This window comes from Spiroplasma chinense (genome assembly GCF_008086545.1).
Lineage (GTDB): Bacteria > Bacillota_I > Bacilli_A > Mycoplasmatales > Mycoplasmataceae > Spiroplasma_A > Spiroplasma_A chinense.
On the sequence record NZ_CP043026.1, the window covers coordinates 985,527 to 1,010,356 of the forward strand.

At 27.9% G+C, this 24,830-nt stretch carries 23 protein-coding genes and 5 tRNA genes; 2 read left to right on the top strand and 26 right to left on the bottom strand.

Going from position 1 to position 24,830, the window contains the following annotated elements:
- Positions 1 to 40: 40 nt before the first annotated feature.
- From SCHIN_RS04435 to rpmG, 7 genes are all read right to left on the bottom strand, one after another.
- Entirely contained in the window at positions 41 to 4,483 is a 4,443-nt protein-coding gene (locus SCHIN_RS04435) for a PolC-type DNA polymerase III (protein ID WP_166508434.1), read from the bottom strand.
- 16 nt (positions 4,484 to 4,499) lie between these two features.
- A complete protein-coding gene (locus SCHIN_RS04440) occupies positions 4,500 to 5,741 on the bottom strand; it encodes a site-2 protease family protein (RefSeq protein WP_166508435.1) in 1,242 nt (413 codons plus the stop codon).
- A 2-nt stretch (positions 5,742 to 5,743) separates the two neighbouring features.
- Complete coding sequence (gene dxr, locus SCHIN_RS04445; protein WP_166508436.1) at positions 5,744 to 6,874, bottom strand: 1-deoxy-D-xylulose-5-phosphate reductoisomerase; 1,131 nt, start codon at positions 6,872 to 6,874, stop codon at positions 5,744 to 5,746.
- Positions 6,875 to 6,884: 10 nt separating this feature from the next.
- On the bottom strand, positions 6,885 to 7,946 hold the full coding sequence (locus tag SCHIN_RS04450; protein ID WP_166508437.1) for a phosphatidate cytidylyltransferase: 1,062 nt from the start codon (positions 7,944 to 7,946) through the stop codon (positions 6,885 to 6,887).
- A gap of 2 nt (positions 7,947 to 7,948) precedes the next feature.
- On the bottom strand, positions 7,949 to 8,656 hold the full coding sequence (gene uppS / locus SCHIN_RS04455; protein WP_166508438.1) for a polyprenyl diphosphate synthase: 708 nt from the start codon (positions 8,654 to 8,656) through the stop codon (positions 7,949 to 7,951).
- A 20-nt stretch (positions 8,657 to 8,676) separates the two neighbouring features.
- The gene (locus tag SCHIN_RS04460) at positions 8,677 to 9,744 is read right to left on the bottom strand and encodes an aminopeptidase P family protein (protein WP_166508795.1); all 1,068 of its coding nucleotides are present in this window, start codon (positions 9,742 to 9,744) and stop codon (positions 8,677 to 8,679) included.
- Positions 9,745 to 9,807: 63 nt separating this feature from the next.
- On the bottom strand, positions 9,808 to 9,951 hold the full coding sequence (gene rpmG / locus SCHIN_RS04465) for a 50S ribosomal protein L33 (protein WP_166508439.1): 144 nt from the start codon (positions 9,949 to 9,951) through the stop codon (positions 9,808 to 9,810).
- A gap of 325 nt (positions 9,952 to 10,276) precedes the next feature.
- On the opposite strand from rpmG, the gene SCHIN_RS04470 reads away from it, so the two are divergent.
- Positions 10,277 to 11,101, top strand: a complete 825-nt coding sequence (locus tag SCHIN_RS04470) for a lipoprotein (RefSeq protein ID WP_166508440.1) — start codon at positions 10,277 to 10,279, stop codon at positions 11,099 to 11,101.
- A gap of 86 nt (positions 11,102 to 11,187) precedes the next feature.
- Here the strand turns inward: SCHIN_RS04470 and SCHIN_RS04475 are convergent.
- From SCHIN_RS04475 to SCHIN_RS04560, 18 genes are all read right to left on the bottom strand, one after another.
- Positions 11,188 to 11,276: transfer RNA gene (locus tag SCHIN_RS04475), tRNA-Leu, on the bottom strand.
- A gap of 14 nt (positions 11,277 to 11,290) precedes the next feature.
- A tRNA-Lys gene (locus tag SCHIN_RS04480) sits at positions 11,291 to 11,366 on the bottom strand.
- A 19-nt stretch (positions 11,367 to 11,385) separates the two neighbouring features.
- A tRNA-Gln gene (locus tag SCHIN_RS04485) sits at positions 11,386 to 11,460 on the bottom strand.
- Between the two features lie 5 nt (positions 11,461 to 11,465).
- A tRNA-Tyr gene (locus SCHIN_RS04490) sits at positions 11,466 to 11,549 on the bottom strand.
- 5 nt (positions 11,550 to 11,554) lie between these two features.
- Positions 11,555 to 11,630, bottom strand: a tRNA-Thr gene (locus SCHIN_RS04495).
- A gap of 144 nt (positions 11,631 to 11,774) precedes the next feature.
- Positions 11,775 to 12,647 carry a hypothetical protein gene (locus SCHIN_RS04500; protein ID WP_166508441.1) on the bottom strand — a complete coding sequence of 291 codons (873 nt, stop codon included), beginning with the start codon at positions 12,645 to 12,647 and terminating at the stop codon, positions 11,775 to 11,777.
- Between the two features lie 452 nt (positions 12,648 to 13,099).
- The gene (nrdG, locus tag SCHIN_RS04505; protein WP_166508442.1) at positions 13,100 to 13,597 is read right to left on the bottom strand and encodes an anaerobic ribonucleoside-triphosphate reductase activating protein; all 498 of its coding nucleotides are present in this window, start codon (positions 13,595 to 13,597) and stop codon (positions 13,100 to 13,102) included.
- Positions 13,597 to 15,714 (bottom strand): anaerobic ribonucleoside triphosphate reductase, encoded by a 2,118-nt coding sequence (locus SCHIN_RS04510; protein WP_166508443.1) that lies wholly within the window; start codon positions 15,712 to 15,714, stop codon positions 13,597 to 13,599. The genes nrdG and SCHIN_RS04510 overlap by 1 nt, the downstream gene beginning before the upstream one ends.
- A 339-nt stretch (positions 15,715 to 16,053) precedes the next feature.
- Entirely contained in the window at positions 16,054 to 16,320 is a 267-nt protein-coding gene (locus SCHIN_RS04515) for a hypothetical protein (protein WP_166508444.1), read from the bottom strand.
- A 38-nt stretch (positions 16,321 to 16,358) separates the two neighbouring features.
- Positions 16,359 to 16,628, bottom strand: coding sequence for a hypothetical protein (locus tag SCHIN_RS04520; protein ID WP_166508445.1), 270 nt, complete (start codon positions 16,626 to 16,628; stop codon positions 16,359 to 16,361).
- Positions 16,628 to 16,777 carry a hypothetical protein gene (locus SCHIN_RS04525; protein ID WP_166508446.1) on the bottom strand — a complete coding sequence of 50 codons (150 nt, stop codon included), beginning with the start codon at positions 16,775 to 16,777 and terminating at the stop codon, positions 16,628 to 16,630. The genes SCHIN_RS04520 and SCHIN_RS04525 overlap by 1 nt, the downstream gene beginning before the upstream one ends.
- Before the next feature lie 350 nt (positions 16,778 to 17,127).
- On the bottom strand, positions 17,128 to 17,556 hold the full coding sequence (locus SCHIN_RS04530; RefSeq protein WP_166508447.1) for a hypothetical protein: 429 nt from the start codon (positions 17,554 to 17,556) through the stop codon (positions 17,128 to 17,130).
- Positions 17,557 to 17,665: 109 nt separating this feature from the next.
- Positions 17,666 to 18,967, bottom strand: coding sequence for a thymidine phosphorylase (locus SCHIN_RS04535; protein WP_166508448.1), 1,302 nt, complete (start codon positions 18,965 to 18,967; stop codon positions 17,666 to 17,668).
- Between the two features lie 40 nt (positions 18,968 to 19,007).
- Positions 19,008 to 19,880, bottom strand: a complete 873-nt coding sequence (locus SCHIN_RS04540) for a lysophospholipid acyltransferase family protein (protein ID WP_166508449.1) — start codon at positions 19,878 to 19,880, stop codon at positions 19,008 to 19,010.
- Positions 19,880 to 20,353, bottom strand: a complete 474-nt coding sequence (locus SCHIN_RS04545; protein WP_166508450.1) for a dihydrofolate reductase — start codon at positions 20,351 to 20,353, stop codon at positions 19,880 to 19,882. Before SCHIN_RS04545 ends, SCHIN_RS04540 begins: the two co-directional genes overlap by 1 nt.
- A complete protein-coding gene (locus SCHIN_RS04550; RefSeq protein WP_166508451.1) occupies positions 20,353 to 21,222 on the bottom strand; it encodes a thymidylate synthase in 870 nt (289 codons plus the stop codon). Before SCHIN_RS04550 ends, SCHIN_RS04545 begins: the two co-directional genes overlap by 1 nt.
- A 13-nt stretch (positions 21,223 to 21,235) precedes the next feature.
- Complete coding sequence (locus SCHIN_RS04555; protein WP_166508452.1) at positions 21,236 to 21,556, bottom strand: holo-ACP synthase; 321 nt, start codon at positions 21,554 to 21,556, stop codon at positions 21,236 to 21,238.
- Complete coding sequence (locus SCHIN_RS04560) at positions 21,556 to 23,127, bottom strand: hypothetical protein (RefSeq protein WP_166508453.1); 1,572 nt, start codon at positions 23,125 to 23,127, stop codon at positions 21,556 to 21,558. The genes SCHIN_RS04555 and SCHIN_RS04560 overlap by 1 nt, the downstream gene beginning before the upstream one ends.
- Before the next feature lie 103 nt (positions 23,128 to 23,230).
- Here SCHIN_RS04560 and rnhC point away from each other — a divergent pair, with 103 nt between their 5' ends.
- Positions 23,231 to 24,133 carry a ribonuclease HIII gene (gene rnhC / locus SCHIN_RS04565; protein ID WP_166508454.1) on the top strand — a complete coding sequence of 301 codons (903 nt, stop codon included), beginning with the start codon at positions 23,231 to 23,233 and terminating at the stop codon, positions 24,131 to 24,133.
- A gap of 205 nt (positions 24,134 to 24,338) precedes the next feature.
- Here the strand turns inward: rnhC and SCHIN_RS04570 are convergent, their stop codons facing one another.
- A complete protein-coding gene (locus SCHIN_RS04570; RefSeq protein ID WP_166508455.1) occupies positions 24,339 to 24,818 on the bottom strand; it encodes a deoxycytidylate deaminase in 480 nt (159 codons plus the stop codon).
- Positions 24,819 to 24,830 lie beyond the last annotated feature (12 nt).

A 24,830-nucleotide genomic window follows, 5' to 3' on the forward strand; every position in this document is an offset into this window, starting at 1 on the left:
AATTTCTTAGTATAAAAAAACCAAGATTTTATCTTGGTTTTTAGAAATCAAATGAAAGTTGTTCATCATCTTTCAAATTATCTGTAATTTTTAGTTTATTAAATATTTGAATTTGTGTTTGTGTAACTTGAGTTCTTGCTCTTAAATCTTTAACACTTGTAATTTGTCTTTGGCTTCGAGCATTAACTATAGAATTGGCCACAGCTTCTCCAAGTGAGTCAATTACGTTAAATGGAGGGTATAGAACTTTAACTCCATTTTCTTCAACAACCTTGAATTTTACTGAATCAGAAATATTGAAGTCAATATTTCTGATAGATATGCCTCTTTCAAACATTTCAATCAATACTTCAAAAATAGACATTAAACCAACCTCTTTAGCTGTTAGTTTTTGCTTATCATTTTGCATTTTTTTGTAAGTATTTAGTTTAGATTTAACACCATTAATTCCCCCAATTACAGCTTCTAAATCAAAGAAATCTGCTCTTGTTGAAAATCAAGTGGCATAGTATTCTGCAGGATAATAAAGTTTAAATCAAGCAACTCTATAGGCCATTAAAACATACGCAGTGGCGTGAGCTTTAGGGAACATATACTTGATTTTCAAACAAGAGTTTATATATCATTCTGGAACATTATGTTGCTTCATAATTTCTATTCACTCTTTTGTTAAACCTTTTCCTTTTCTTACACTTTCCATAATTGTAAAACTAGTTGAAGGGTCTATATCTTTAGACATTAAATAAACCATAATATCATCACGACAACCAATAACAGAAGAAATGTTTGCAACACCATCTTTAATTAGGGTTTGTGCATTTCCAACATATACGTCAGTTCCGTGACTCAACCCTGAAATTTGAACTAAGTCTGCAAATGTTTTTGGTTGAGTTTCGCGTAACATTGCTCTAACAAATTGAGTTCCAAATTCAGGTAATCCAATAGCTCCAGTTGTTTCACCTTCAAGATTCTCTGGTGATAAATTAAGTGCTGAAAGATTTGAAAATAATGAATAAACTTTTTCATCATTTGTTGGGATTGAAATTGGGTCAACACCAGTTAAATCTTGAAGCATTCTCAATGCTGTTGGATCTACGTGTCCCAAAATATCCATTTTTAACAAGTTATCATGAATTGAGTGGAAATCAAAGTGAGTTGTAAGTCAATCACTACTTGGATCATCTGCTGGAAAGTTAACTGGTGTAAAATCTTCAACTTCATATTCCTTGGGTAAAATAATAATTCCCCCTGGGTGTTGTCCAGTTGTTCTTTTTACACCAGTTGAAAGTTCTGCTAATCTTTCAATTTCAACTCTTCTAGCTGATATATTATTTTTTTCAAAATATCCTAATGTATAACCATAAGCTGTTTTGTCAGCAACAGTTGAAATTGTTCCCGCTCTAAATACGTTATTTTCACCAAAAATTTCTTTTGTGAAATTATGGGCTACTGGTTGATATTCCCCTGAGAAGTTTAAATCTATATCTGGAACTTTATCTCCATCAAATCCCAAGAAAGTTTCAAAAGGAATATCGTGACCATCACCAATTAATTGAACACCACAATTTGGACAATCAATTTTTGGTAAATCATATCCACATTTAAATTCTGGTGGAGTGTCAAAGTTTGAATATTTACATTCAACACATCTATAATGAGCTTTAAGTGGATTTACTTCAGTAATATTTGAAGTTGTTGCAACAAAACTTGAACCAACAGAACCACGACTTCCTACTAGATATCCATCTTCATGAGATTTTTTAACCAACAAGTGACTAATTCAATAAACAACAGCAAATCCATGTTTAATGATAGATTTTAATTCTTTTTCTAAACGTGCAGAAACAATTTCTGGTAATTCTTGACCATACATTTCTCTTGCATTTTTATAACACTCTTCTTTTAAAAGAACATCAACATTATCAATTTTTGGTGCGAAAGAACCTGACTTAATTGGAACAGCTTGTTCTGTAACTTGGTCTGCTATTAATTTTGGATTTTTAATAACTATGTCATAAATTAATTCACTATCTTCAAGTCATTTAAATTCATTTAACATTTCTTTTGTTGTTCTTAAATGTTGGTCGGGATTATCTTTAACTCTTTGTTTAAAGTCATAAAGTGGATGATAACTTCCTCCCAATCCTTTTGTATTGATGTAAATATCTCGAATAATTTTTAATTCTGGTTCAACATAGTGAGCATCACTTGTAGCAATAATTAATTTATTTTGTTCTCTTGCAAGATCAATAATTAATTTAATGTATTTTCTTAGTTCTTCTTCAGTAACATCTCCGATTTGAACCAATTTTTTATAAACACTTGGGGGTTGAACTTCAACATAATCAAGTTTTGATATTGCATCAACTATCATTTCAATAGTTCCAGTTCTTACATAATCAAAGATTTCACCATTTACACAACCACTACCAATTAAAATGTTTCCTTTTTCTCTCATTTCAAGTAATTTTGATTTAAAGATTTTTGGACTACCTAAAAAGTTTTTAGTATGTGAGAAGGAAATTAATTTATATAAATCTTTTAATCCTTCTTGGTTTTTAACCAAAACATTTACATGGTGTCCTCTAGTTCTTCTAAAGTTTTCATCTTCAAATTTATCTACCATAAATTTATTTCAATCTAAATCAGTATCAATTGGATAGATTTTTTTAGCTTCACTTCACATGTGTTCGTACATATTTGTAAGCACTTCTGCATCATAGTCAGCACGGTGAGCAATTTTCTCATCATAAAGAATTCCATAAACTTTAGCTACACTTCCAAGTCTGTGGTTTTTTAATTTTGGATTTAAAGTTCTTGCAAGTGTTAAAGTATCAATTACAGTATTTTTTAACTCTCCATAACCAAATCTTTTAGCATTAACATTTAAAAAGTTAAAGTCAAAGTTGGCGTTGTGAGCTACAAGAATTCCATCTTGTATAATTTCCATAATTTGTTTAAATTCAACTTCAATAGGATTTTTATTTTCTAACATTTCATTTGTAATATGAGTTAAATCTGTTGTAAATTGAGAAACTGGTTTTTTAGGTTTAATTAAAATATCATATTTTTTTGAAGTACCTTTTTCATAATCATAAACATTTGCTCCAAATTCAATAATTTCATCAAACTCAGGAGAAAGTCCTGTAGTTTCTAAGTCGAAAACTACAAATTTAGATTGTCTTAGTTTTTGCCCTGTTGGATTTTTTACAAATCAAACAGAATCTGGAATTACAACAAGTTCACTTCCATAAATTAATTTTAGTTTTTCTTCATCTGGCACACCTTTGTTTGCGGCACTTATTGCATAATGAGCATCAGGAAAAGTTTGAACATTTAAGTGATCGGTAATTGCAATTGCATTTCAACCTCATCTCTTAGCAGTGTCAATATAGTCTTTTACAGGACTTACACCGTCCATTACACTCATTTTTGTATGAGTATGTAACTCCACTCTTTTTTCTGGTGCATCATCGTTTCTATAAACTGTTTTTGAAGCTATTTTTTGATATTTGTCTATGTAAAAAATGTATTCTCCATCATAGTCAGAATATGTAAATCTACCATTAAAAGAAACTCAATCATTTTTTCTTATTATTTGTTCTTCAAAACCAGATAACTTTTCTTTATTTTCTTCTGTTATTTCATCAAAGAATGTTGGTTCTGTATTTCTTTGGAAATACACACACATAACAGAAGAAGTAGCATCAGTTATTGCAATATTATAAATATTTCTTCCACTTTTTGAAACTCTAGATTGTTTTGAAATTACTTGTCCATGTATTGTTACATTTTGAGCATTTTCTTCTAAATCTTCAAGTTTTTCATAAGTTGGAGTTAAAAGTATTTCTTGATTTGATCTGTATTTTGTTTTAAAAGTTTTAACTTCTTTATTTGCACTTTTTTCTTGATTTGGTTTTTCAGCAGAAGGTTTAATTAAACTTGCTTTAGAATACATTTCTTGTACTTGATTTAAAGAATCGCTATTTCTTTCGCTTGAAACTTCAATATCTAGGTCCAAGTCTCTAAAACCATATTTATATAGTTTTTCTTTGTAATATTGTCTATGTTCTTCTAATAAGTTTTTTTGAGTTTCATTTTCTACTAAAAATTTAACAAGTCTGTATTCAGGAAAATATTTCACAGTTGAAGGTGAAAGTATTTTTATAGTTCCTGTTTTAACTTCTGCTTTTAAATCTTTAACATATTCAATATGTCTTCAGATTAAGTCATTATCATAATTTTGATTTAAAACTTCTAAATTAATTTTTGTTGGTATATGAGTATTTGTTCTAAGAGACATTTCTAATTTATGTAAAATGTTAGTTGGTAAAAAATCTTTAACTTCAATAAAGACCCTTAACATATTGCCCGATTTAGAAAAAGATGCATTTAAAATTTTTGCATCTTCAAAATAGTTTTCTTCTTCTTCATTGAAGAATATGTTCATTTTTTCAAAAAAGGCTTTTAAATTATCATGCATCTTTTTTCCCCCTAAGCTACAAGACCAGGTCTAAAACTGTTATTACCACAAATAGTCCAAGGAACAATATTGCTCCAATTGAGTAAACTACAAGTTTGTATTTTTCTGGTAATTCTTTTCTAATTATCATTTCAATTATAGTTTCAAGTATTTTATAACCATCTAATGGTGGTATTAAAATAAAGTTAAGCACAAATAAGTTAGCACTTAATAAAGCTACATATAAGAAGAATTGTTGTGCACTTGTAAACATTGCAGCAGTTTGATTTGCAATACCCACAGGTCCAGCAAGATCTTTAATTCCTCCAGTAAAGATTCTACCAAATGATTTTAATATTGAAAATGATTGAGTAAAAGTTTCTTTTCAACCAGCTCCATATGCTACTCCGGCATTTTTATAATATCTGTTTGGAGCTGCAATTCCAACTGAACCTCCACCAGTGTATTGTTCACTTGTTGTTGCTTGAGTTACTTTGTATTGCCCAATAGCACTTCCATTAACTCTATCAATTTGTTTATATGCAAATTGAATAGATACATTTTCTTTATCTTTACCTAATTGTAAGTTATTAATGAAGTTATAAACAGTTTTGTAGTAAGTAACTGCTTGTTTTGATTCAAAGCTATTTATAACTTCATTTGTTCCACAGTCAGTTCCACTTTCAGTACATAAATTATTAAATAAAACTGTTGTTTCTTGGTTTTGGTCTGTTGAAATTAACTTTCAACCTCAAATCGCATAAGTTTGGTCAATATTAACCAGAGGCATTTCAGGATTATCTTGTTTTTCTCTTTCTCAAATCATTTGTTGAGCAACTGAATTTTGAGCAAATTTTGCTCCATAAGCATAAAGATCATTTGGTTTTGATTGAGTTGCTGCAAAAATTGTTGTAAATAAAAATAAAGCAACAAATAAATTCATTAATGGTCCAAATGCAATGAAAAATAATCTTTTTCATCTTGCAATGTAATCAATCATTCTTTCTTCTGGAACTATTTCATTTTCCCTTTCAGTTGGTGGATCAACTTTACTTGAAGCAATTGAACAAAAACCTCCTAAAGGTATCATTCTAATTGAAATTCAAGTTTCTTTTCTCTTTCAAACTCAAATTCTTGGTCCAAAACCAATTGAAAATTCATAAACAAATGCATTTGCCATTTTAGCAACAATAAAGTGCCCAAGTTCATGAACTGTAATTAATGAAAGTAAAATTAAAACCCCCACTAAAAAACCTAAAATCACCATTCCACTTGACATAACTATTCCCCTTTTATTACTCTTTCTGTATCTTTTCTAATTTGATTGTCAAACTCAACAATCTCACTATAATTATTGTAATTTATTTCTTTAACACTATTAAAAATTTTTGAAACTATTTCAGTTATTTTATAAAACTCTAACTTACCATCTAAAAAATATTGAACACACACTTCATTTGCTGCATTTAAAGCTATTGCTTTTGCATTAGTTTTTCCAAAACACTGTTGTGCTAATTTAATTGGTTCAAATCTCTCTTGGTCAATTTTTTTCAAATTTAAAGATATTAAATTTGAAAAATCTAAAAACTCTAGATTTTCAAACTCTTTTCTTGTTGGGTAAAATAAAAAGTAATTAATAACTTGTTTCATATCTGGTTTTGAAAGTTGAGCTTTAATTGAACCATCTTTAAACAAAACCATTGAATGAATTATTGATTCAGGATGAACTAAAGTTTCAATTTTATCAGTTTTAAATAAATGATAAGCTTCTAAAATTTCAAACGCTTTATTAAACATGGTTGCACTATCAATTGTTATTTTTTTACCCATACTTCAATTTGGATGTTTTAAAGCATCTTGTAAAGTTACTTGTTTAGTTTCAGCTAGAGTCATATTTCTAAAAGGACCACCAGACGCTGTTAAGTATATTTTTTCTATTTCATTTTCTTTTTCTAGACATTGAAAAATAGCACAATGTTCAGAATCTAAAGGAAATATTTTAGCTTGTTTGTGCTCTTTTAGTTTTTCTTCAATTAAATTTCCAGCTGTTACAAAAGATTCTTTATTTGCATTTAAAAGTAATTTATCATTTTCAATTGCTTGTAAAGTTACTTTAAGACCAAAAAATCCAGACAAGGCGTTTATAACAATGTCAGATTCTACTTGAAATAGATCGCAAATTTCATTGTTTATAAACGTGATGTCTGGATAATTATTTTTAATCACATCTATTTTATTTGATGAAAAAACCATTTCAATAGATTTAAATTCTTTAAGAATCTTTTCTAACGCTTGAGTATTTTGACCAATACTTACCGCTTTTAAATTAAATTCATTTTTATTATTCTTTAAAATTTCTATTGTTTGTTTTCCTATGTTTCCTGATGCACCAAATAAAATAACATTTTTCATTATTTAAATCCTAAATTAAAATAATAATAAAGAATAGTACGAATCAAGAAAAGATTACAGAATCTAATCTATCTAAAAGTCCACCGTGACCAGGAATTAGTCTAGAAAAATCTTTAACTCCAGAATATCTTTTTACTGCAGAGAAAAGTAAATCCCCAAATAATCCAATAACTGGAAAGGCAATACTTAATAAAATATAAATAAATACACTAACAACTGGTTTATTCAATTGGTCAATTGAATTATTTAATGGTTTAAAGTTTGGTGCAAAGAAGTAGAACATTAACGCATAAACTGTTCCACCAATAAATGCACAACTTAAACCAACAGCTGCACCTTCTCAAGTTTTTTTAGGACTAATTTTTGGTGCAAGTTTTGTTTTACCAAATGCCATTCCACCAATATATGCAAAAGTATCACCAAAAATGATCATTAATCAAACTCAAATAATTGTATTAAATGAGAATTTAACAATTACTTCATTACCAATACCTGGAACAGTTTCTAATGAAACCATTGTAAATGTTTTAAATGCTAAAATTATCATTAATGAAATACCAAAATTAATTGAAAGTTTAGTGATTCCAATGTTTTTGTCTAATAAACCAATTAATAAATATATTAATAAGTTAATTACCACAACTACAACAAACTGTCAGTTTTGTAATCATTTGTCCATATCCATTTTTTCGTAAAATCCATAATCATAGAATCCTAGTAATGGATATCCATATGCTAAAACTGAAGTTGAGATTGTAATTAATTGTTGATATCATTTTACAAATCCCATAGCTTTGTTCATTTCATAAACACAAAGTCCAGTTAAAATTGCACTAGCAATTATTGTGAAATATGCAGCTATTTCAATATTTGAAAGACCATTTTTATATGTATAGATAGCACCAGCTGACACATACCCTGTTAAAAGAATTAATAAAACAATAGCAGAAATAAGTCTTGTTTTAAAACTTTGTCTTCCTTCTTTTGTTTTAAATCTATTTATTGGTTCTTCTGGGGTATTTACTTCAATGGTGTCTGTAATATCAAAATCGTCAATTTTATTCTTTTTCATGATTATTCCTCTATTTTCCCAAATCGTCTATCGCGTAATTTGTATGAATTAATAGCCTTTTCAAACTCTTGTTCGTTAAAATCTGGTCAATAAGTTTTTGTAAAGTAAAACTCAGCATAAGCAGATTGAAGTAACATAAAGTTACTTAATCTCTGCTCTCCTCCAGTTCTGATTAATAAATCAATGTTTGGACTATTTTTTGTATATAAATTATCAAGTATTTCTTGAAAAGAAAAGTTATCTATATTTAAATTCTTATCTTCATACTTATTAAACACTATTTTGAAAGTATTTTCTAGTTCTTCATAACTTCCATAATCAAAGGCAAAGTTTACAAAGATTTCATTTAAATCTTTTGTGTTTTTTTCAATTTCCTCTAAAGTTTTTTTTGTCTCATTAGGTACTTTAGTGCGTCTCCCAACCCAATTTACACATATACCGTTTTCAATATATTTTTTTTCTTGCTTTTTATTAAAAGCTTCAACAGGAAAATCCATAAGTCATTTTACTTCTTTTTCGGGTCTATTTCAATTTTCTGTTGAAAAACAAAATAAAGTTATATACTTTATATTTTGTTTTTTTGCAAATAAGATAGTGTCAAAAATTTTGTCCAAACCATGTCTGTGACCATAAGTTCTTGGTTTGTTACGTTCTTGAGCTCATCTACCATTACCATCTAAAATGATAGCAACATGATCTAAAGGTTTCAAAACAAAACCCCCTTCTTTTCTTATTTTACAATTTGTAATTCTCTAAATGGTGTTGTTAAATATTCAAATCCTTCTTTAGTAACAAGAATATCATCTTCAATTCTAACTCCCCCAATTGAAGGAATGTAAATTCCAGGTTCAACTGTTACACACATTCCTTCAACAAGAGTTTTATCTCCAGCTACTGAATTGTATGGTTCTTCGTGAATTTCAATTCCTAAACCATGTCCAGTTCCGTGAGTGAAGTATTGACCATATCCTTTTGATTCAATGTAATCAAAACAAATTTGGTGAATTTCTTTTCCTGTAATTCCAGGTTTTATAGCATCAATTCCTCTTTGTTGTGCTTGATAAACAGTTTCATATATTTCTTTCATTTTTTCATTGTTATCATTATCTAAAACAAAAGTTCTTGTTTGGTCTGAACAATATCCATTATAGTAGCATCCCATATCAAGAGTTACAAAGTCACCTTTTTGCATAATTCTATCAGTTGGAACTGCATGAGGTTTACTTCCGTTTGGACCAGAAGCTACAATTGTATCAAAACTAAGTTTTTCAGCTCCATTTTTTAAGAAATTGTCAGAAACAAATCTTGCCAATTCAAGTTCACTCATTCCGGGTTTTACAAACTCTAAAACTTCTAGAAATACTTGGTGAGTTATATCACAAGCTTTTTTGATTTGTTCAACTTCTCAATTGTCTTTTATCATTCTTATCGAATCAAAGTTATATGCTTCAACTTTAGTTTCTAATTTATCTTCAAAAGTTTTTGCCTCTTTTACAAATACTCAATCAGATTCAAATAAAACTTTTTGAACATTATTTTCTTTAATTTTTTCATTAATTAAAGAAAATACCGGTCCAAAACCAATTATTTCATCAATATTTGTAAGCATTTTACTTTCTTTTGCAGCAGTTAAATATCTTCCATCAACAAATAAATAACTTTTGTTTTTAGTATATAAAACATAACCTAAACTAGAATGAAATCTTGAAAATCAATATCTGTTTTGTGGTGAATATAACAAGATTGCATCAGCACCAGTTTCAGCCAATATTTTATTTAATAAATCTTTTTTCATTATTTTCTCTCCCTTTAATCATATTAATAAAAAAAATAAGGATTCAAAGTACTAAACTTATCACCCTTATTTTTTTTGTTTATGTACTTGATGAGCATTACATTTGAAGCAGTGTTTTTTTACTTCAATTTTTTCTTTTCTTTTATCATTTTTTGCAATGTAATTTTCTTCTTTACATTCTGTACAACGCAAGATAACTCCTTCACGCATATTTGTAACCTCCTTGATTTATAAATTATTTTTTTTATAAGATATAAGCAAGTTAATAATATCAAAAAAAGTATAAGTTTTTCACTTTTTTTGCATATTTTATAAAAAAAGTGACTACATTTTAGATTAACTTTTACGATAGAAATAATTAGATGTTTACAGATATTAAAAAATGATCTTGTCAGCTTATTAAAACTTATTTTTTTACATATTTTATAAAAAAAGCACTAATTTGTTGTTAAAATCTTATTGATGTTATTTTTATTCTTTTACTAAAACTAGTTAAAGTTGTGTAAAATAATAATAGAATTTTAGGAGTGATGACATGAAGAAGTTTTTAAATTTACTGGCTGCAACAGCACTAGTAACTACTTCTGCTTCAACTGTAGTATCTTGTTCAAGTACTGCAAATTGAAAAACATTTAAAGGTTGAATTGACAAACAAGATAGCTTTATATTATATATTGGAGCTAGAGATTGTGAATATTGTCAACAATTTGAAACTGCAAAAGATATAGTTTCAAGTGAACCTGGAAATTCATTAGAAGATCGTATTACATCTTTACAAAATGAATATAATAATCTAACAATTGTTGGAAATACTCAAACTGATGATTTAACAGGATTTGGACAAGCTTTAAAAAGTGATTTACGTTTCGAAACATTTATGATCGATGAAAAAGCAAATAACTTTAGAGAAAAATGAAGTAAAAACATTTTAGATTGAGCTGTTGACCAAGTGACAAATATTTACATTGACTATAGATGAGGTTCAACACCAGGTGGTGACTTAATCGATACTACTGTAAAAGAAAATATTGCAAAAAAAGTTGCTAAAAACGCTTTTTACAAAAATGGGGATAAAACTTCACCAAACGTAGGTACACCATTCTTCTTAGTTGTAAGAAATGGAAAATTAGTAACTTGAACAACTGATGGTTATTCAGAATCAACTGAAACTAATGATAAACTTGTTGAGTTTGACAACTGATTCAATGCAATTAGAGAAGATTTCAAAAATCCAGACATTAAATCATCAATTATGAGTAAATTAGAAGATTACAGTCCTGATGCTTCAACATCAGAAAGTAAAACTAATTTCAACTATGATCAAATTGATTTTAATAACTATACAAATTGAAACAAATAATGACTAAGTCATTATTTTTTTTGTCTAAAAATTAAAAAAGACATAAAAAAACACATGTATTTCTACATGTGCTCAAGTCCTTAAAATGGTCCCCAGGGCCGGACTTGAACCGGCACGGCCGCTTAAAGCCGCTGGATTTTAAGTCCAGTGCGTCTACCTGTTCCGCCACCTGGGGAAAATATAAAATAATGGTGTCCCGTATAAGACTTGAACTTATGACCCACTGGTTAAAAGCCAGTTGCTCTACCGACTGAGCTAACGAGACGTTAATAATATAAAATAAATGGCTGGGCTAGCAGGATTCGAACCGGCGCATGACGGAGTCAAAGTCCGTTGCCTTACCGCTTGGCTATAGCCCAATAAATGGTGGGGAGTGACGGATTCGAACCGCCGAACCGTTAGGAGATGAGTTACAGTCACCCGCGTTTAGCCACTTCGCTAACTCCCCAAAAGTGGTGCTGACTAAAGGACTCGAACCTTCGACCTATTGATTACTAGTCAATTGCTCTACCAACTGAGCTAAGTCAGCGTTTTCGTCCTCTGATTTAAGAACCTTAAAGATTATACAAAATATAGGTTCGAAAAGTCAATCAAAAAATGCAAAAATTTTAAATTTTTTTATATATTTTTTTGCTATAAAATTCATCAAAAAAAGAGGTTTTAACCCCTTTAATTAAACCCAATTAATAATTACTTTTTTAAACACTAAACTTATTGAACCTTCTGTAACATTTTCTATTAATTTATTTACATCTGTTGAATAATTAGGTTTTTTACTTGCTAATAGATTTAAAGATTCGTAATTAAATTTAAATTCATATTTAAGATCATTTAATTCTGAAGTTGTATCTTTTTGTTCAAAAGTATCTAATATAAAATTGTATAAATTTAAAGTTTCTTTTTCTTTATTTTCAAATAACATTTCAAAATAATTTACTAATAAAGATTGTAAATCAATTTTGCCAATTCCAGTTCTTTGTTCTAATTCATTTACTCCACTATTATTTGCAGTTATTAATGCTTTAAATAAATAGTTTCCCAGCGTGATCATATTAAAATCTGCAAGATCATTCATATTTTCAGCTGTCATAAACATAATGTTTTCATCAAGTCCTAGACTTGTCATATTTATATTTGATTCACTAAATAATTTAGAAAGTTGTAGTTTTCCAGTTACATTTTCATCTGGAGTTTCACCTTCGTTTTTAGCGTTAATGTGAACTCAATCTAAAATTGCTTCTCCAACGACAGGTAAAAAGAAATCTTCTTTTGGCACTATTTTAACAATACCTTTGTCTGATGAAAAATCAACTTCACCTTTTATTTCATATTGTGATGTTGATATAATTTTCAATTTTTTTATTTCTTTTTCTATATCTTCAATTGTTTTATTTTCTATTTCAAGAGTTTTACCTTGAAATAAAATTGAAAGATCTGAATTTGCTGGAGCAAATACTTCAACATTTCCAGAATCACAAGAAACAATTGAACTTGTACTTAAAGTTACAAATGTAATAGATGATAAAAAAGCTAACATCTTTTTCATAAAAAACACCCCTAATCTATTTAAAACAATATATTAACAATGATTTTCTTGTTAAGTGATTAGATATTTTTAAATATCTTATATATATTTTATATTTTTTTTACCCTAAAGTCATTTTTCAAAACTCAAAACTAGGGTTTAAAACCTTATTAAACCTGGACTTTACAAAAAAATAAAAAAAAGCACTCTGGGCGGAGCGCTTAGTGTAAAGATCCAGGAACAAGCATTATATTATTATTAATTAAAATATATATAACATGTTCATTTGATAGGGCTAAATAAACATTATGGGCTAATGATTTTTGGCCTGTCCTAGACTTTTTTATTATAGATTAAATGTGTCTTAATTTCAATTGGTTATTAAGGAATTTTTGAAAATTTTTACAAATAACCCTTTAAATCAAAGACATTTACCCTCTCTTAAAAAACCAAGAAAAAAAGCATTTATTTTACTAAATGCTTTTTAAAAATTCTTTAGTTTTAATAAGTCTTTGATTGCTACTTCCTCGATATTGAATTGTTGGATCATAAAGATCTTTTTCGAACCTACCGTCAACTAAAGTATCTATTAGGAACAACATTTCATACATTGATTTAGATAATTCATCTTTATCTTTGTTTTCTATTAATTGTTCAATTGTAAAGCCAGTGTACATTCAAATGTTTTTACCAGTTTCTTCTTTAATTCTTTTTACAAGAGGAATTAATTCAGTTGCACTAAACATTGGATCTCCTCCACTGAATGTAACCCCATTAAGTAAAGGGTTTGCTTTAATTTCTTCAATTATTTGGTCGCTGTAATCTTGGTCAAATTCTCTTCCAATATTAAAGTTTCAACTAAGCATGTTGTGACACCCTTTACAAGCGTGTAGACAACCTGCAACGTAAATTGAATATCTTATTCCAGGACCGTCACTAATTGTTTCTTTGTATATTTTTAAAATTTTCATTACTTAACAGAGTGTTTTACTCTTTCAGCCTCTTCAGCTTGTTTTCCTTTATTTCAACCATCTAAATCACCAACTAAGTATCCTGTGATTCTTCTAGTTCTTGAAATGTCTTGGTTGTCACACATTGGACAAGCAAAAGGAATTAGTGAAGTATAATTACATGCTTTACATCTATCTACTGGGTGGTTTAAACTTCCATAGTTTGTTCCACTTACTCTCATTGCATTGATGATTGATAGAACTGCGTGAAGATTTTTCTTAGCTTCTCCATCTAATTCAACATAACTTATGCTTCCACCAAGTGTTAATGGGTGGTAAGCAGCTTCTTTTTGAATTTTTTCAATTGCAGAAAGATTGTAGTAAACAGGAATGTGGTTTGAGTTTGTAAAGTAATCTCTATTTGTAACTTCTGCAATTTCTCCAAAAGCTTTTCTAGTTACTTTAGCCATTCTTCCAGCCACTGATTCTGCAGGTGTTGCAATAACTCCAAAGTTTAAGTGAGTTTTTGCTTTTCATTCAAGAGCGATGTTATTGATTGTCTCAATAACTTTAAGACCAAATTCTTGGGCTTTTTTATCTTCTCCGTGATGTTTTCCAATTAAAGCTTTTAAAGCTTCTGCAAGCCCTACAAAACCTACTGTAAGACTTCCATTTTTGAATACTTCTTCAACTTTATCGTTTGCATCTAATTGTTGACCACCTGCTAAAATGTTGTTTTTCATTAAGAATGGAAACTCTTTTGCAAGTGCTGTAATTTGATAATCATATCTGTCTAGTAATTGTTGACAAACATCGTTTGTGTATTCTTCAATATCCTCAATAAACTCTTGTTTTAATTTGTCAAAGTTTACATCTCCATAATCAATAACGCCATTATTGATTAAGTTGTGTTTTTGAAGAACTTCTAAAGCGATGTAAGGCAAGTTTAATGAAGTAAAACTTAAGTTACCTCTTCCTACAGAAGTTTTGTCACCATTAACATTTTCAAAAACTCTTGTTCTACATCCCATTGTTGCAGGTTCATAATATCATGAGTTTTTGTCATCTGCTCTTCATAATTCGTGTTGATTATAAGGTTGGTCTAAAAACATAAAGTTAGGGAAAAGTCTGATACTTGTAGTTTTAATAGCCATTAAGAATAGATCAAAGTTTTTAGTTTCTCAATCATTTACTGAGAATCATTCTTCTTGATCCATTTCCATAGCTCTGTTATAACTGCTTTCATCAAAGTTAACTCCACTTTTTACTTTAAAGATTACGATTGGGAAAATTGAAGTTTCTCCATTTCCTAAACCGTTTTCTAAAGCTTTAAAAAGTGACTTTGTAACTTGTCTTCCTTCTTCTGAAGTATCTGTACCAATATTAATTGATGAGAAAACTACTTGGTTTCCCCCTCTTGAGTGTTGAGTGTTTAAATTATAGATAAACCCCTCTAATGCTTGGTCAGTTTCAGATTCTACTTTTTTATTAGTCATATTTACGATTTTTTCAAAATCTTTTTGTTCTAATACGTTATTTCCTAAATAAGGTTTTAAAACATCATAACCAATATTTTTAAAAGTAATGTTTTGGTCTTGGAAAAGACTTTTTAATAATTTTTCATCAAATTCTATATCTGAAAAAGTAAAGAATTGTGAAACATTTTTAATTAATTCTTTTCTAAAACTTTTGTTAACTCCAGGTGCCATAAAGTAATCGAAGGCTGGAATAGCTTGGCCTCCGTGCATTTCATTTTGACATGTTTGGAAAATAATTGCAGCAAGTTCTGTATAAACCCCAATTGATTGAGGTTCTCTAATTAAACCATTTCTGGTTTTAAATCCGTTTTTAAAGATTTCTTCAATATTATATTGTACACAAGTAGCTGACTTTGTTGGATAATAGTCTAAATCATGAATATGAATTAGTGATTTTTTATGTAAATCTGAGTAGTGTCTATTTACAAGACTTTCAAGTGCAAATTCTTTTGCTCCAATTGAAGCAAATTTCATCATTTTACCACTTGCTGTATCTCCACTCATATTTGCATTTTCATTTTTAATATCATTATCTGTTGTTGCTATTACTTGGTTAAATTCATTTAATAAATTTGTATAATTTTTTGATTCTACGCCCATTGTTATTTTTCCTTTCATTATTTGTATTGAAATAAAAATATGCATATCTCTTAATTTGTAAAAAGTGCTTAAAAAAACAACTTTTAACACATGTTAAAAGGATCTGATATTTTTGTTTGCCAAATCATTATGTCCCTTTGTTTCAATTTTTATTCCAAAATGATAATCTCAAAAAAAAAGAAAAAATCAAATTTTTTAAATTTTTTTTTCTTTTTTTACCCCCACTATATCTATCGTATAAAAAAAGTTAAATTTTCCGTTTTTTTCAAAAAAAGAGTATAATTTTTTATAAAAACCCTCAACTTGAAAAAGCAACATTAATTACAATAAATACAACTTTTAAGTTTCAATTGGCTTAATTACTTTTTTGTTTTGTTTTTTGTAATTGTCTTTTGTTAAAAAACCATTACAAAATAAATATCATCAACCAAAAAGTACAGTCAAAATTAACATAGTGTTCATAATTTTGATTTTATTTCCTTTTGTACCACATATCATAAATACCGTTCAACACAATACACCAATTGCTGAATAAATAATTGTCATTCATAATACAAAGTTTAAAGTATCTAAATTCTTGAAATTTAAAGTTTTCTTTACAAACATCCAATAAATACTAGACATTATTTGAAAACTATTTAAAATTAACCCCAATAACAATATTCAAGAAAAATCTTTTTTTCTGCCTCTATTTCTTTAAAGATTTTAATTTTATTTTTTCCTTTAAGAAAAAATAGATAATTTATTAGGAAAAAAATCGATACTACAAAGATAATGGGATTGAAAATATTTGTATAAATTCTTTTAGAATCAACTGTTATTGCAAATATATAGGCAATAACTCCAGTCAATCCTGAGGCCAATAAAAATGCTAGGAAAAAAGCTGCCCATACGTTAATTTTTCTAGGTTTCATTATAAAGAACTCCATCCCATAAATGTTATTCTTTCATAAAACCCAATTTCATTATCTTTGTTAATATTATTATTTAATTTATTATCATTAGAACTCAAAATTGAATTTAATGATAGATTTAATAAACCCAGTAAAGATCAAAATGTCATGTTTTACTTCCCTTCATTTATTTATAAAACATTTACCATTAATGATTAGAAAATCAAACTCAAAAACAAAGATAATTTATAATCTTTGTTATTTTAAATATATTATGACTATTATTAAGATTTGAACTAATTATTTCTCACACAATTCTCAATATATTTATAAAATATTTATTTTATCTAACTTGTTCAATTACATAAAAATGATTTTAATCAATATAAGTAATTAATTGTTAATTTATAAATTTTTATAATTGGTATTGAGAAAAACTTTTATTCTCTTAATTATTATATCATGTGAATCTTTATTCAAATTTTTACAAAGATTACTTTAACTTACTTTTATTTAAAAATTAGTTAATTTCAACTACTTTAAAATTATTGCCTTCTTCTTTAGTAATAAACTTTGGTATTTTCTTACCCAGTTTTTCAACCACTTGTTTTTTTCTTGTTTTACAGTGTAAATAAGCAAAAAGTCCAATAATAGGAATTAGAAAATAAACTTTCATTGTTCTGTAAATTTTTTCTTCCTCTTTGCTTTCTCCTCATTTAAACAAAACCAACAAATCTGATGTTAAAAATAGCGATAATATATGTAATAAAACCATTATAAATAAAGAAAATGAAATATTTAATAAAAGATCATTTTTTGTAATGTAGTTTTGTGAGTACACAATCAAACTACAAATTATCAATAATAAAAATCCTAAAATTATTAATTGTGTAATTACATAGAAATAAGCACACAACTTTAAGCTAAACAGTTTTTTTGTTTTTTTCATAAAAACACCTCATATTTATTATAATATAATTTCCATTTTAAATATAATTAACACTACAATTTCCAAAAACTAGAAAATAAAAAAAGCTTTTTAAAAAGCTTTTTTTCTATTAATCTGTTATCAGTTTTAAAATTACTTGTTCATCAGTTTTACTGTCTAATATTACTATTTGTTCTTGAGCATCTTTAATAAATGACTCTTCTTTATCAATATTTGTATAAAGTGTCATTACAACTTCTCCAGCTTTTACTGGATCATTTGTAGTTTTATTTAAGTAAATTCCTGCTGCAAAATCAATAATATCTTCTTTGGTTTCTCTTCCAGCTCCTAAATGCATTGAAAGATATCCCAAACCATCAGCGGATGCAAAAGAAACATAACCATCTTTTTCTGCTTTAATTTCAATAACATGTTTTGTTGAGAAATGTTTATCATAGTCCTCTATTTTTGAAAAATCTCCACCTTGTGCTTGTACAAAATCTTTCAAATAATGAGCTGCCTTACCAGATTGCAATACTTGTAAAACTTCTTGTTTAGCAACCTCTAAGTCACTAAATTTACCTGTCTGAGTTAATGTTAAAGCTGCAGCTACAGTACACAGTTCTACCAAATCTTCTGGCCCTTTTCCGTGTAAGGTATCTCAAGCTTCTTTAACTTCAATTGCATTACCAATTGCTTTTCCAAGTGGTTTGTCCATGTTAGTTAACATAACACTTACATTTCTGTTGTGTGCTTTTCCAATTGAAATCATTGTTTTTGACAATAAACTTGCGCTATCCATATCTTTCATAAATGCACCACTACCAACTTTTACGTCCAGTACAATGCTGTCAGCTGGTACTACAAGTTTTTTTGACATAATACTTGATGCAATCAAAGGAATTGAGTCTACAGTCCCTGTAACATCTCTTAAAGCATATAATTTCTTGTCAGCTGGTACTACATTTGAAGATTGACTCATAATTGATAAACCAACAGTGTTTAAGATTTCTTTAAATCTTTCTTCACTGATTTCACCAGTTCAACCAGTACAACTTTCAAGTTTGTCAATTGTTCCACCAGTTTGTCCTAATCCTCTTCCAGATAATTTTGAAACTTTTACTCCAAAACTTGCAACAAGTGGTGCAAAGATAAGACTTGTTTTATCTCCAACTCCTCCAGTTGAGTGTTTGTCTGCAAAAGGGCCTTCTACTCCATCTAAGTTATAAGTAATTCCAGATTCAATCATGGTGCTTGTAAAAACACTCAATTCAGTTTCTGTCATTCCATTAAATCAAACAGCCATATTAAATGCAGCCATTTGATAATCTTTTAAAGTATCTTTTACAAATGATTCTACTAATCATTTTATTTCTTGTTCACTTAATTCAATTTTGTTTTTTTTCTTAGTTATAATTGTTGAAAAATTCATATATTCACACTTTCTAAGCTAATAGCATTTCTAGAAAATATTAATAAAAGTAAGTTCTGTTTTTTTTGTCCACTCTTTTTGGAACAACTTTTTTGTCTGTTACATCAACATTAGCATATTTGTCCATATTTTTTTGAACTTCTTTTTTAATATTTTGAGTTAATAAATCTGTTTTGATTGATATAAACTTTTCTGGTATTAAAGGTTTTCCAAAGATTACTTTAACTCTTAATTTTCCTTTGGGTCTTTTTTCATAAAGTTTATATGAATCCATTATTGTTACTGGCACAACTGGCGCGTAAGCCATTTGTGCCACTTTCATACTTGCTCCTAAAAATTCTCCCATTTCTTGTTTTTGACTTCTTGTTCCTTCCGGGAAAATTACTAAACTTCTTTTATATACATTTATTAATTCTTTACCCTCTTTCATAGCATTTAAAGCACTTCTTGGACTATTTCTATCTAAAGGAATGTTGTCTGTTAAATTCATAAAATGTTTAAAAACTTTAGTTTTTCATAATTCTTGTTTTGCAATAAATGCAACTGGTTGCTGTAATGAAAAATCATTAATAGCCAACATTAAAATCGGGTCTAAGTTTGATTGATGATTTGGTGCTAAAATTACACCTTTGTCAATTCAATTTTCTATTCCAAATACATGAATTTCTGTATTTGCAATCTTTAGAATTTTTCTAATTTTCTTTTTAACCCAGTTATAACGATATTCTTCAGAATAAGAATTTGGATCACTTTTAATTCTTTTTGTTATTTTTTTAGCTTTTACAACAGTACGTCAAATCGATCATGCTTGAAAAAACAAAGTAGATTTACTAATATAAATCTTTGCCTTTGTATCCACTAATTCTTCTTGTTCATTTTCAGTTACCTGAATGTTATTTTTGTTATTTTCCATTATTTTTTCCTCTCATAAGTTCTAACTTCAAATTCTGTAAATTTTTGTGTATCTGTTAGATCAAAATTATTTAAATCAAATTCTGGCGCAAATACATCACCTTTATATTCTTCATAAATATAACTAATAATCAATTTATCTGCATCATTTAAAGATGCATCAAAAATTTTCTTCCCTCCAATTATTATAATTTCTTCTTGACTATTTTTAAAGTCTTTTAATCACTTTTCTAAGTTATTATCAACTTTTAAGTTCTCGTCAGTTAAATCCATTGGTCTAGAAGTAATTACAATATTTGTTCTTTTTGGAAGTGGTTTTAATTTTAAAGAATCTCAAGTGTTTCTTCCCATCAAAACAGTTTTGTGTTTTGTAGACTTTACAAAGTGTTGCATTTCTTCTTTAATGTTTCAAGGTAATTTGCCTTCAAAACCAATTACTCCATTTAAAGTTTGTGCTCAAATTAAAGTTACCATTAAACAGCCACCTCTCCTTTAATTGCAGGATGTGATTCATAATCTACAACTTTTATATCTTTGTATTTAATATCAAAGATAGTTTTTCCTTCAAAATCGATTTCAAGTTTTGGTAATTTTTTAGGTTCTCTTGTAAGTTGTAATTTAACTTGTTCTAAGTGGTTTGAATAAATATGTGCATCTCCAATTGTATGAACAAAGTATCTTGGCTTTAAATTGCATTCTAAAGCCACTAGAGTAAGTAAAATTGAGTATGAAGCAATATTAAATGGAACACCTAAAAAAATATCTCCACTTCTTTGATAAAGTTGTAAGTCTAAAAAACCTTCTGTTGAAACATAGAACTGGAAGAAAGCGTGACAAGGAGGCAATGCCATTTTGTCAACCTCTGCTGGATTTCAAGCACTTATAATGTGTCTTCTTGAATCTGGTTTAGTTTTAATATCGTGAATCAAAGACTTTAATTGGTCTTTACCATTAAAGTCTCTTCATTGTTTTCCATAAACTGGTCCAAGTTCACCATAAACTTTGGCAAATTCATTATCATTTTTAATTTTTGCTACAAATTCTTCTAAAGTTTCATTATTGTAATCTTTTGAAAGTTTAAAAATTTCAAAAGGTCATTCATTTCAGATTTTTACATCATTGTCTACAAGATACTTTATGTTTGTATCTCCATTAATAAATCAAAGCATTTCGTGTATTATAGCTTTTAAAAATACTTTTTTAGTTGTAACAAGAGGAAAACCTTCTCTTAAATCATATCTTGATTGAGTACCAAAAAGTGAAATAGTACCAGTTCCAGTTCTATCACTTCTTTTTTCACCATTTTCAAGTACATTTTCTATTAAGTCTAAATATTGTTTCATTGTGCCTCCTTTTTTACAAATTTAAAGCTGTAGCTACAGCATAGTTTTTTTCATGAGCTATAGAAATTTCTATATGTTTTAAATCTTCATTTAAAACTATTGGTTTTTTTCCATTATAACCAATATTCATATTTTTAGGTAATAATGGATTATCAACCACTTTTATAATAGCTTCTTTAACAGCTCATCTTCCAGCTAAAAATTGTTTTTTAGCATCATCAGATTCTAATTTTTCTAAATATTTCATTTCATCATTATGAAGAATTGATTTAATCATAGATTCAGTTAACTGAATTCTGTTAACTTCAACTATATCAATACCTATTTTGTTCATTAGTATCCTCCAATAGTTGCATAATCAAAGTAATATCTTAGTCAAAAACCATCATAGTCTGCTTTTAACATCGAATTATTTTTTGTTATTAATCATTTTGAATTATCATTTAAATTTGTCTCTCAATCATCTGTTACACCTTTTTTAAAGTAATTTGAAAGTATACCACCATTATAAGACATTTCCATTCCATTTGCCAATCAACTTGTTGATCAGTATGAAGGAATAAATAAAGGAACATCTAAGTTAGTCATTGCATTTTGGTTAACATAGAAAATGTTTCTCATTAAACTGTAAGTTCTGTTTGGACTTCTCAATATTTTTGCCAACAAGTGATTTGCTTGATATTTATCTAAACTGTCATAATGATCTGCAAGAGTCATAAATGGATTTTCAATTCCATTATCTTTTGTTCATTTATAAAAGTCTCTAAATGAACTTGGTGTCATTAATGAAGTATTTTCAGATGTAAGTTCAATGTTTTTAGCATTTCTATAATCTTCTAACGCATTCATAATTTGACTACTTGATATAATTGTTCCATTTCTTGCACCTTCATCAGTTGTCATATATTGGTCAAATAAGTCAATTGAACTCAATAAAGTTTCACTTGTAATTCTAAACAAGTTTCTTGTGTCTTCTGGCATTAAATCTATACAAGTTGCAATTGGTGCTTTTAGAGGGTTATTACTTGAATAACCTTCTAACATAAGTTGTGCGTAAGTGTCAAAAATATCTGATGGTAATTGTTTAATTCCATCAATTCCATTTCCACTACTTGTAGCTTGATTTGAAAGTGTTAAAAGTGGTGAAACTAAATATTTGTTTACACAAGCATTTGTATACATAAATTTAGCAATTGGAATTGTTGGTACATTTGTTGTTATTTTTTTAGCTATTGAATATCTATTAAATGAGTTTCCATATTTTACTCAATCCACTTTTTGCTCTTCTGTTAATTTTTCAAAGTCTAAAGTTTCTAATCTTTGGTGTTCTGTTGCAAATATTGGCAAAGAAAAGAAAGTAGTTAAAATCATAGTAAAAATCATACCAATTGATAAACCATTAATTGCTCCCAATAATGCATCAGCAGAACCAACTATTTTAAGTCTTCTTAGTTTTTTTCTAACTCCTCTATAAGTTGAAAAACCAATAATATTGACAATAGCAAAAACTAAAACACAGTAAATCAAGTATAAGATTAAAGCTACAAAGATTTTAAGTGTTTCAGTTCCTAAACCACTTCAAGAAAGTGTTGGAAAATCTTCAACCTTGGTAATAGCTTTTAACAGTTCAGAGAAAGTTGCCCCTACAGATGAACCCATACTTTCAAAAACTCCAACTATACCTGTTTTTCCAAGTAATTTTATTATTGGTTGTGCTGTTGCATTTGTCAATAACGTTGGTACAAACATCATTAAAATAACAGCAATTACTTCGATCAATAAGAAATAAAGGGTTGCAAAAAAACCACGTCTAATACCAAAGATTAAACTACCAATTATTGTTCCTAAGCACATAATATCTCACAGTCATCATGGACCAATATTTATAATTCCAATATTACTCAATTTTGCAACCTCCTAACTATTTTTGATTATACCAATATTTGTTAATATATATAAAATAAGATTAACCAAAGTATTATAATTTATTAGAAAAGGAACAGAAAATATGGCATCTATTAGTTTAAAAAAAGTTGAAAATAAAATAATTGAAAAAATTATTGAAGATAATAAGTATAATTTACAAATAATTAAAAATCCTACTATTAAAGCATTAATTAAAACAAAAAATAACGACACAATAAGTATTTATAATAATCAAACTGTTTTAATTCAATCAGATAATCCTAAATATTTTCTAGAAAAATATAACTTAAAACAAGTGACTGGTAAAACCAAAATAAACGAGCCAAAAATCACTTCTTTTTCTAGCATAAATACCATTGGATGTGATGAAGTTGGAGTTGGAGACTTTTTTGGACCATTAGTAGCTTGTTGTGTTTATATTGATAAAGATTTTGAAGAAAAAAATAAAAGTTTAGTCAAAGAGATAAAAGATTCTAAAAAATTAACTGAAGAACAAATATATTCAATATTTGATAGAGTAAGTTTTAAAGTGAAATATCATGCATACATTATGGATAACAAAGAATATAACTTGTTACAAAATAAATATCAAAACATTCATATTTTAAAAGCAATATGCCATAATAATGCTTTATTAAAATTGACTCAAAACAGTGACTTAGAATATAGTCAAATAATTATGGATGAATTTGCAAGTGAAAAAAATTATTTTAATTACTTGTCTGACCAAGAAAAAGTAGTTAGAGAAAAAATGTTATTTTTTAAGAAAGCAGAAGACAAATTCTTATCTGTTGCTCTTGCAAGTATTATTGCTCGCTTTTATTACTTACAAGCAATAAAAGCATTAGAAACTAAATATAATAAAAGAATGCCACTTGGTGCAAATGATCACGTTAAACTTTTGGTTCAAGAATACAAGAGAAATGATAGTCAAAATGTTGAACATTACATTAAAATGCATTTTAACGATAAATTGAAAAAATAAAAACCTAACTTGTTATAAAGTTAGGTTTTTAAATAAAAAAAGCAGCCTCAGGCTGCTAATCTACCGTTGATGGACGCAACAGTAAATTTATAATGTATTAAATTACTAGCGAACATTTTATACATCTTAGCGTGGCCTTATAAACCACACTTATATTTTACAAAAAAAAAAAAAAACTGTATAGTTTTTTTATTAAAATTTTAAATTATTTTTCAATTTTTAGTGATAATTCAACTTTGGCAAGTTTTTCATAAGAAATTCCAGCATCATCTAACATTTTTTTAGACACTTTATTTTCAATAGTACCATTATATTTGTCAGATGCAAAGTAAACTTTTTTAATTCCTGACTGAATTAAGCTTTTTGAACATTCATTACAAGGAAAAAGAGAAGTATACATATAACATCCTCTAACATTATGTCCAGAAGACAAAATTGCATTCAATTCTGCGTGAACTATATAAGGATATTTTGTATCTTGTCATTCACCTTCTCGGTCTCAAGGATAGTCATTATCATTAAAACCTCTTGGCATACCGTTGTAACCTGTTGAAACTATTTGTTTTAAGTCATTTACAATAACTGCCCCTACTTGTGTGTTTGGATCTTTACTTTTCATAGCATTTAATTCAACCATAGCCATAAAATATGTATTTCAATCTATATAATTGTCTCTACAATTCATGTTTTTATTCTC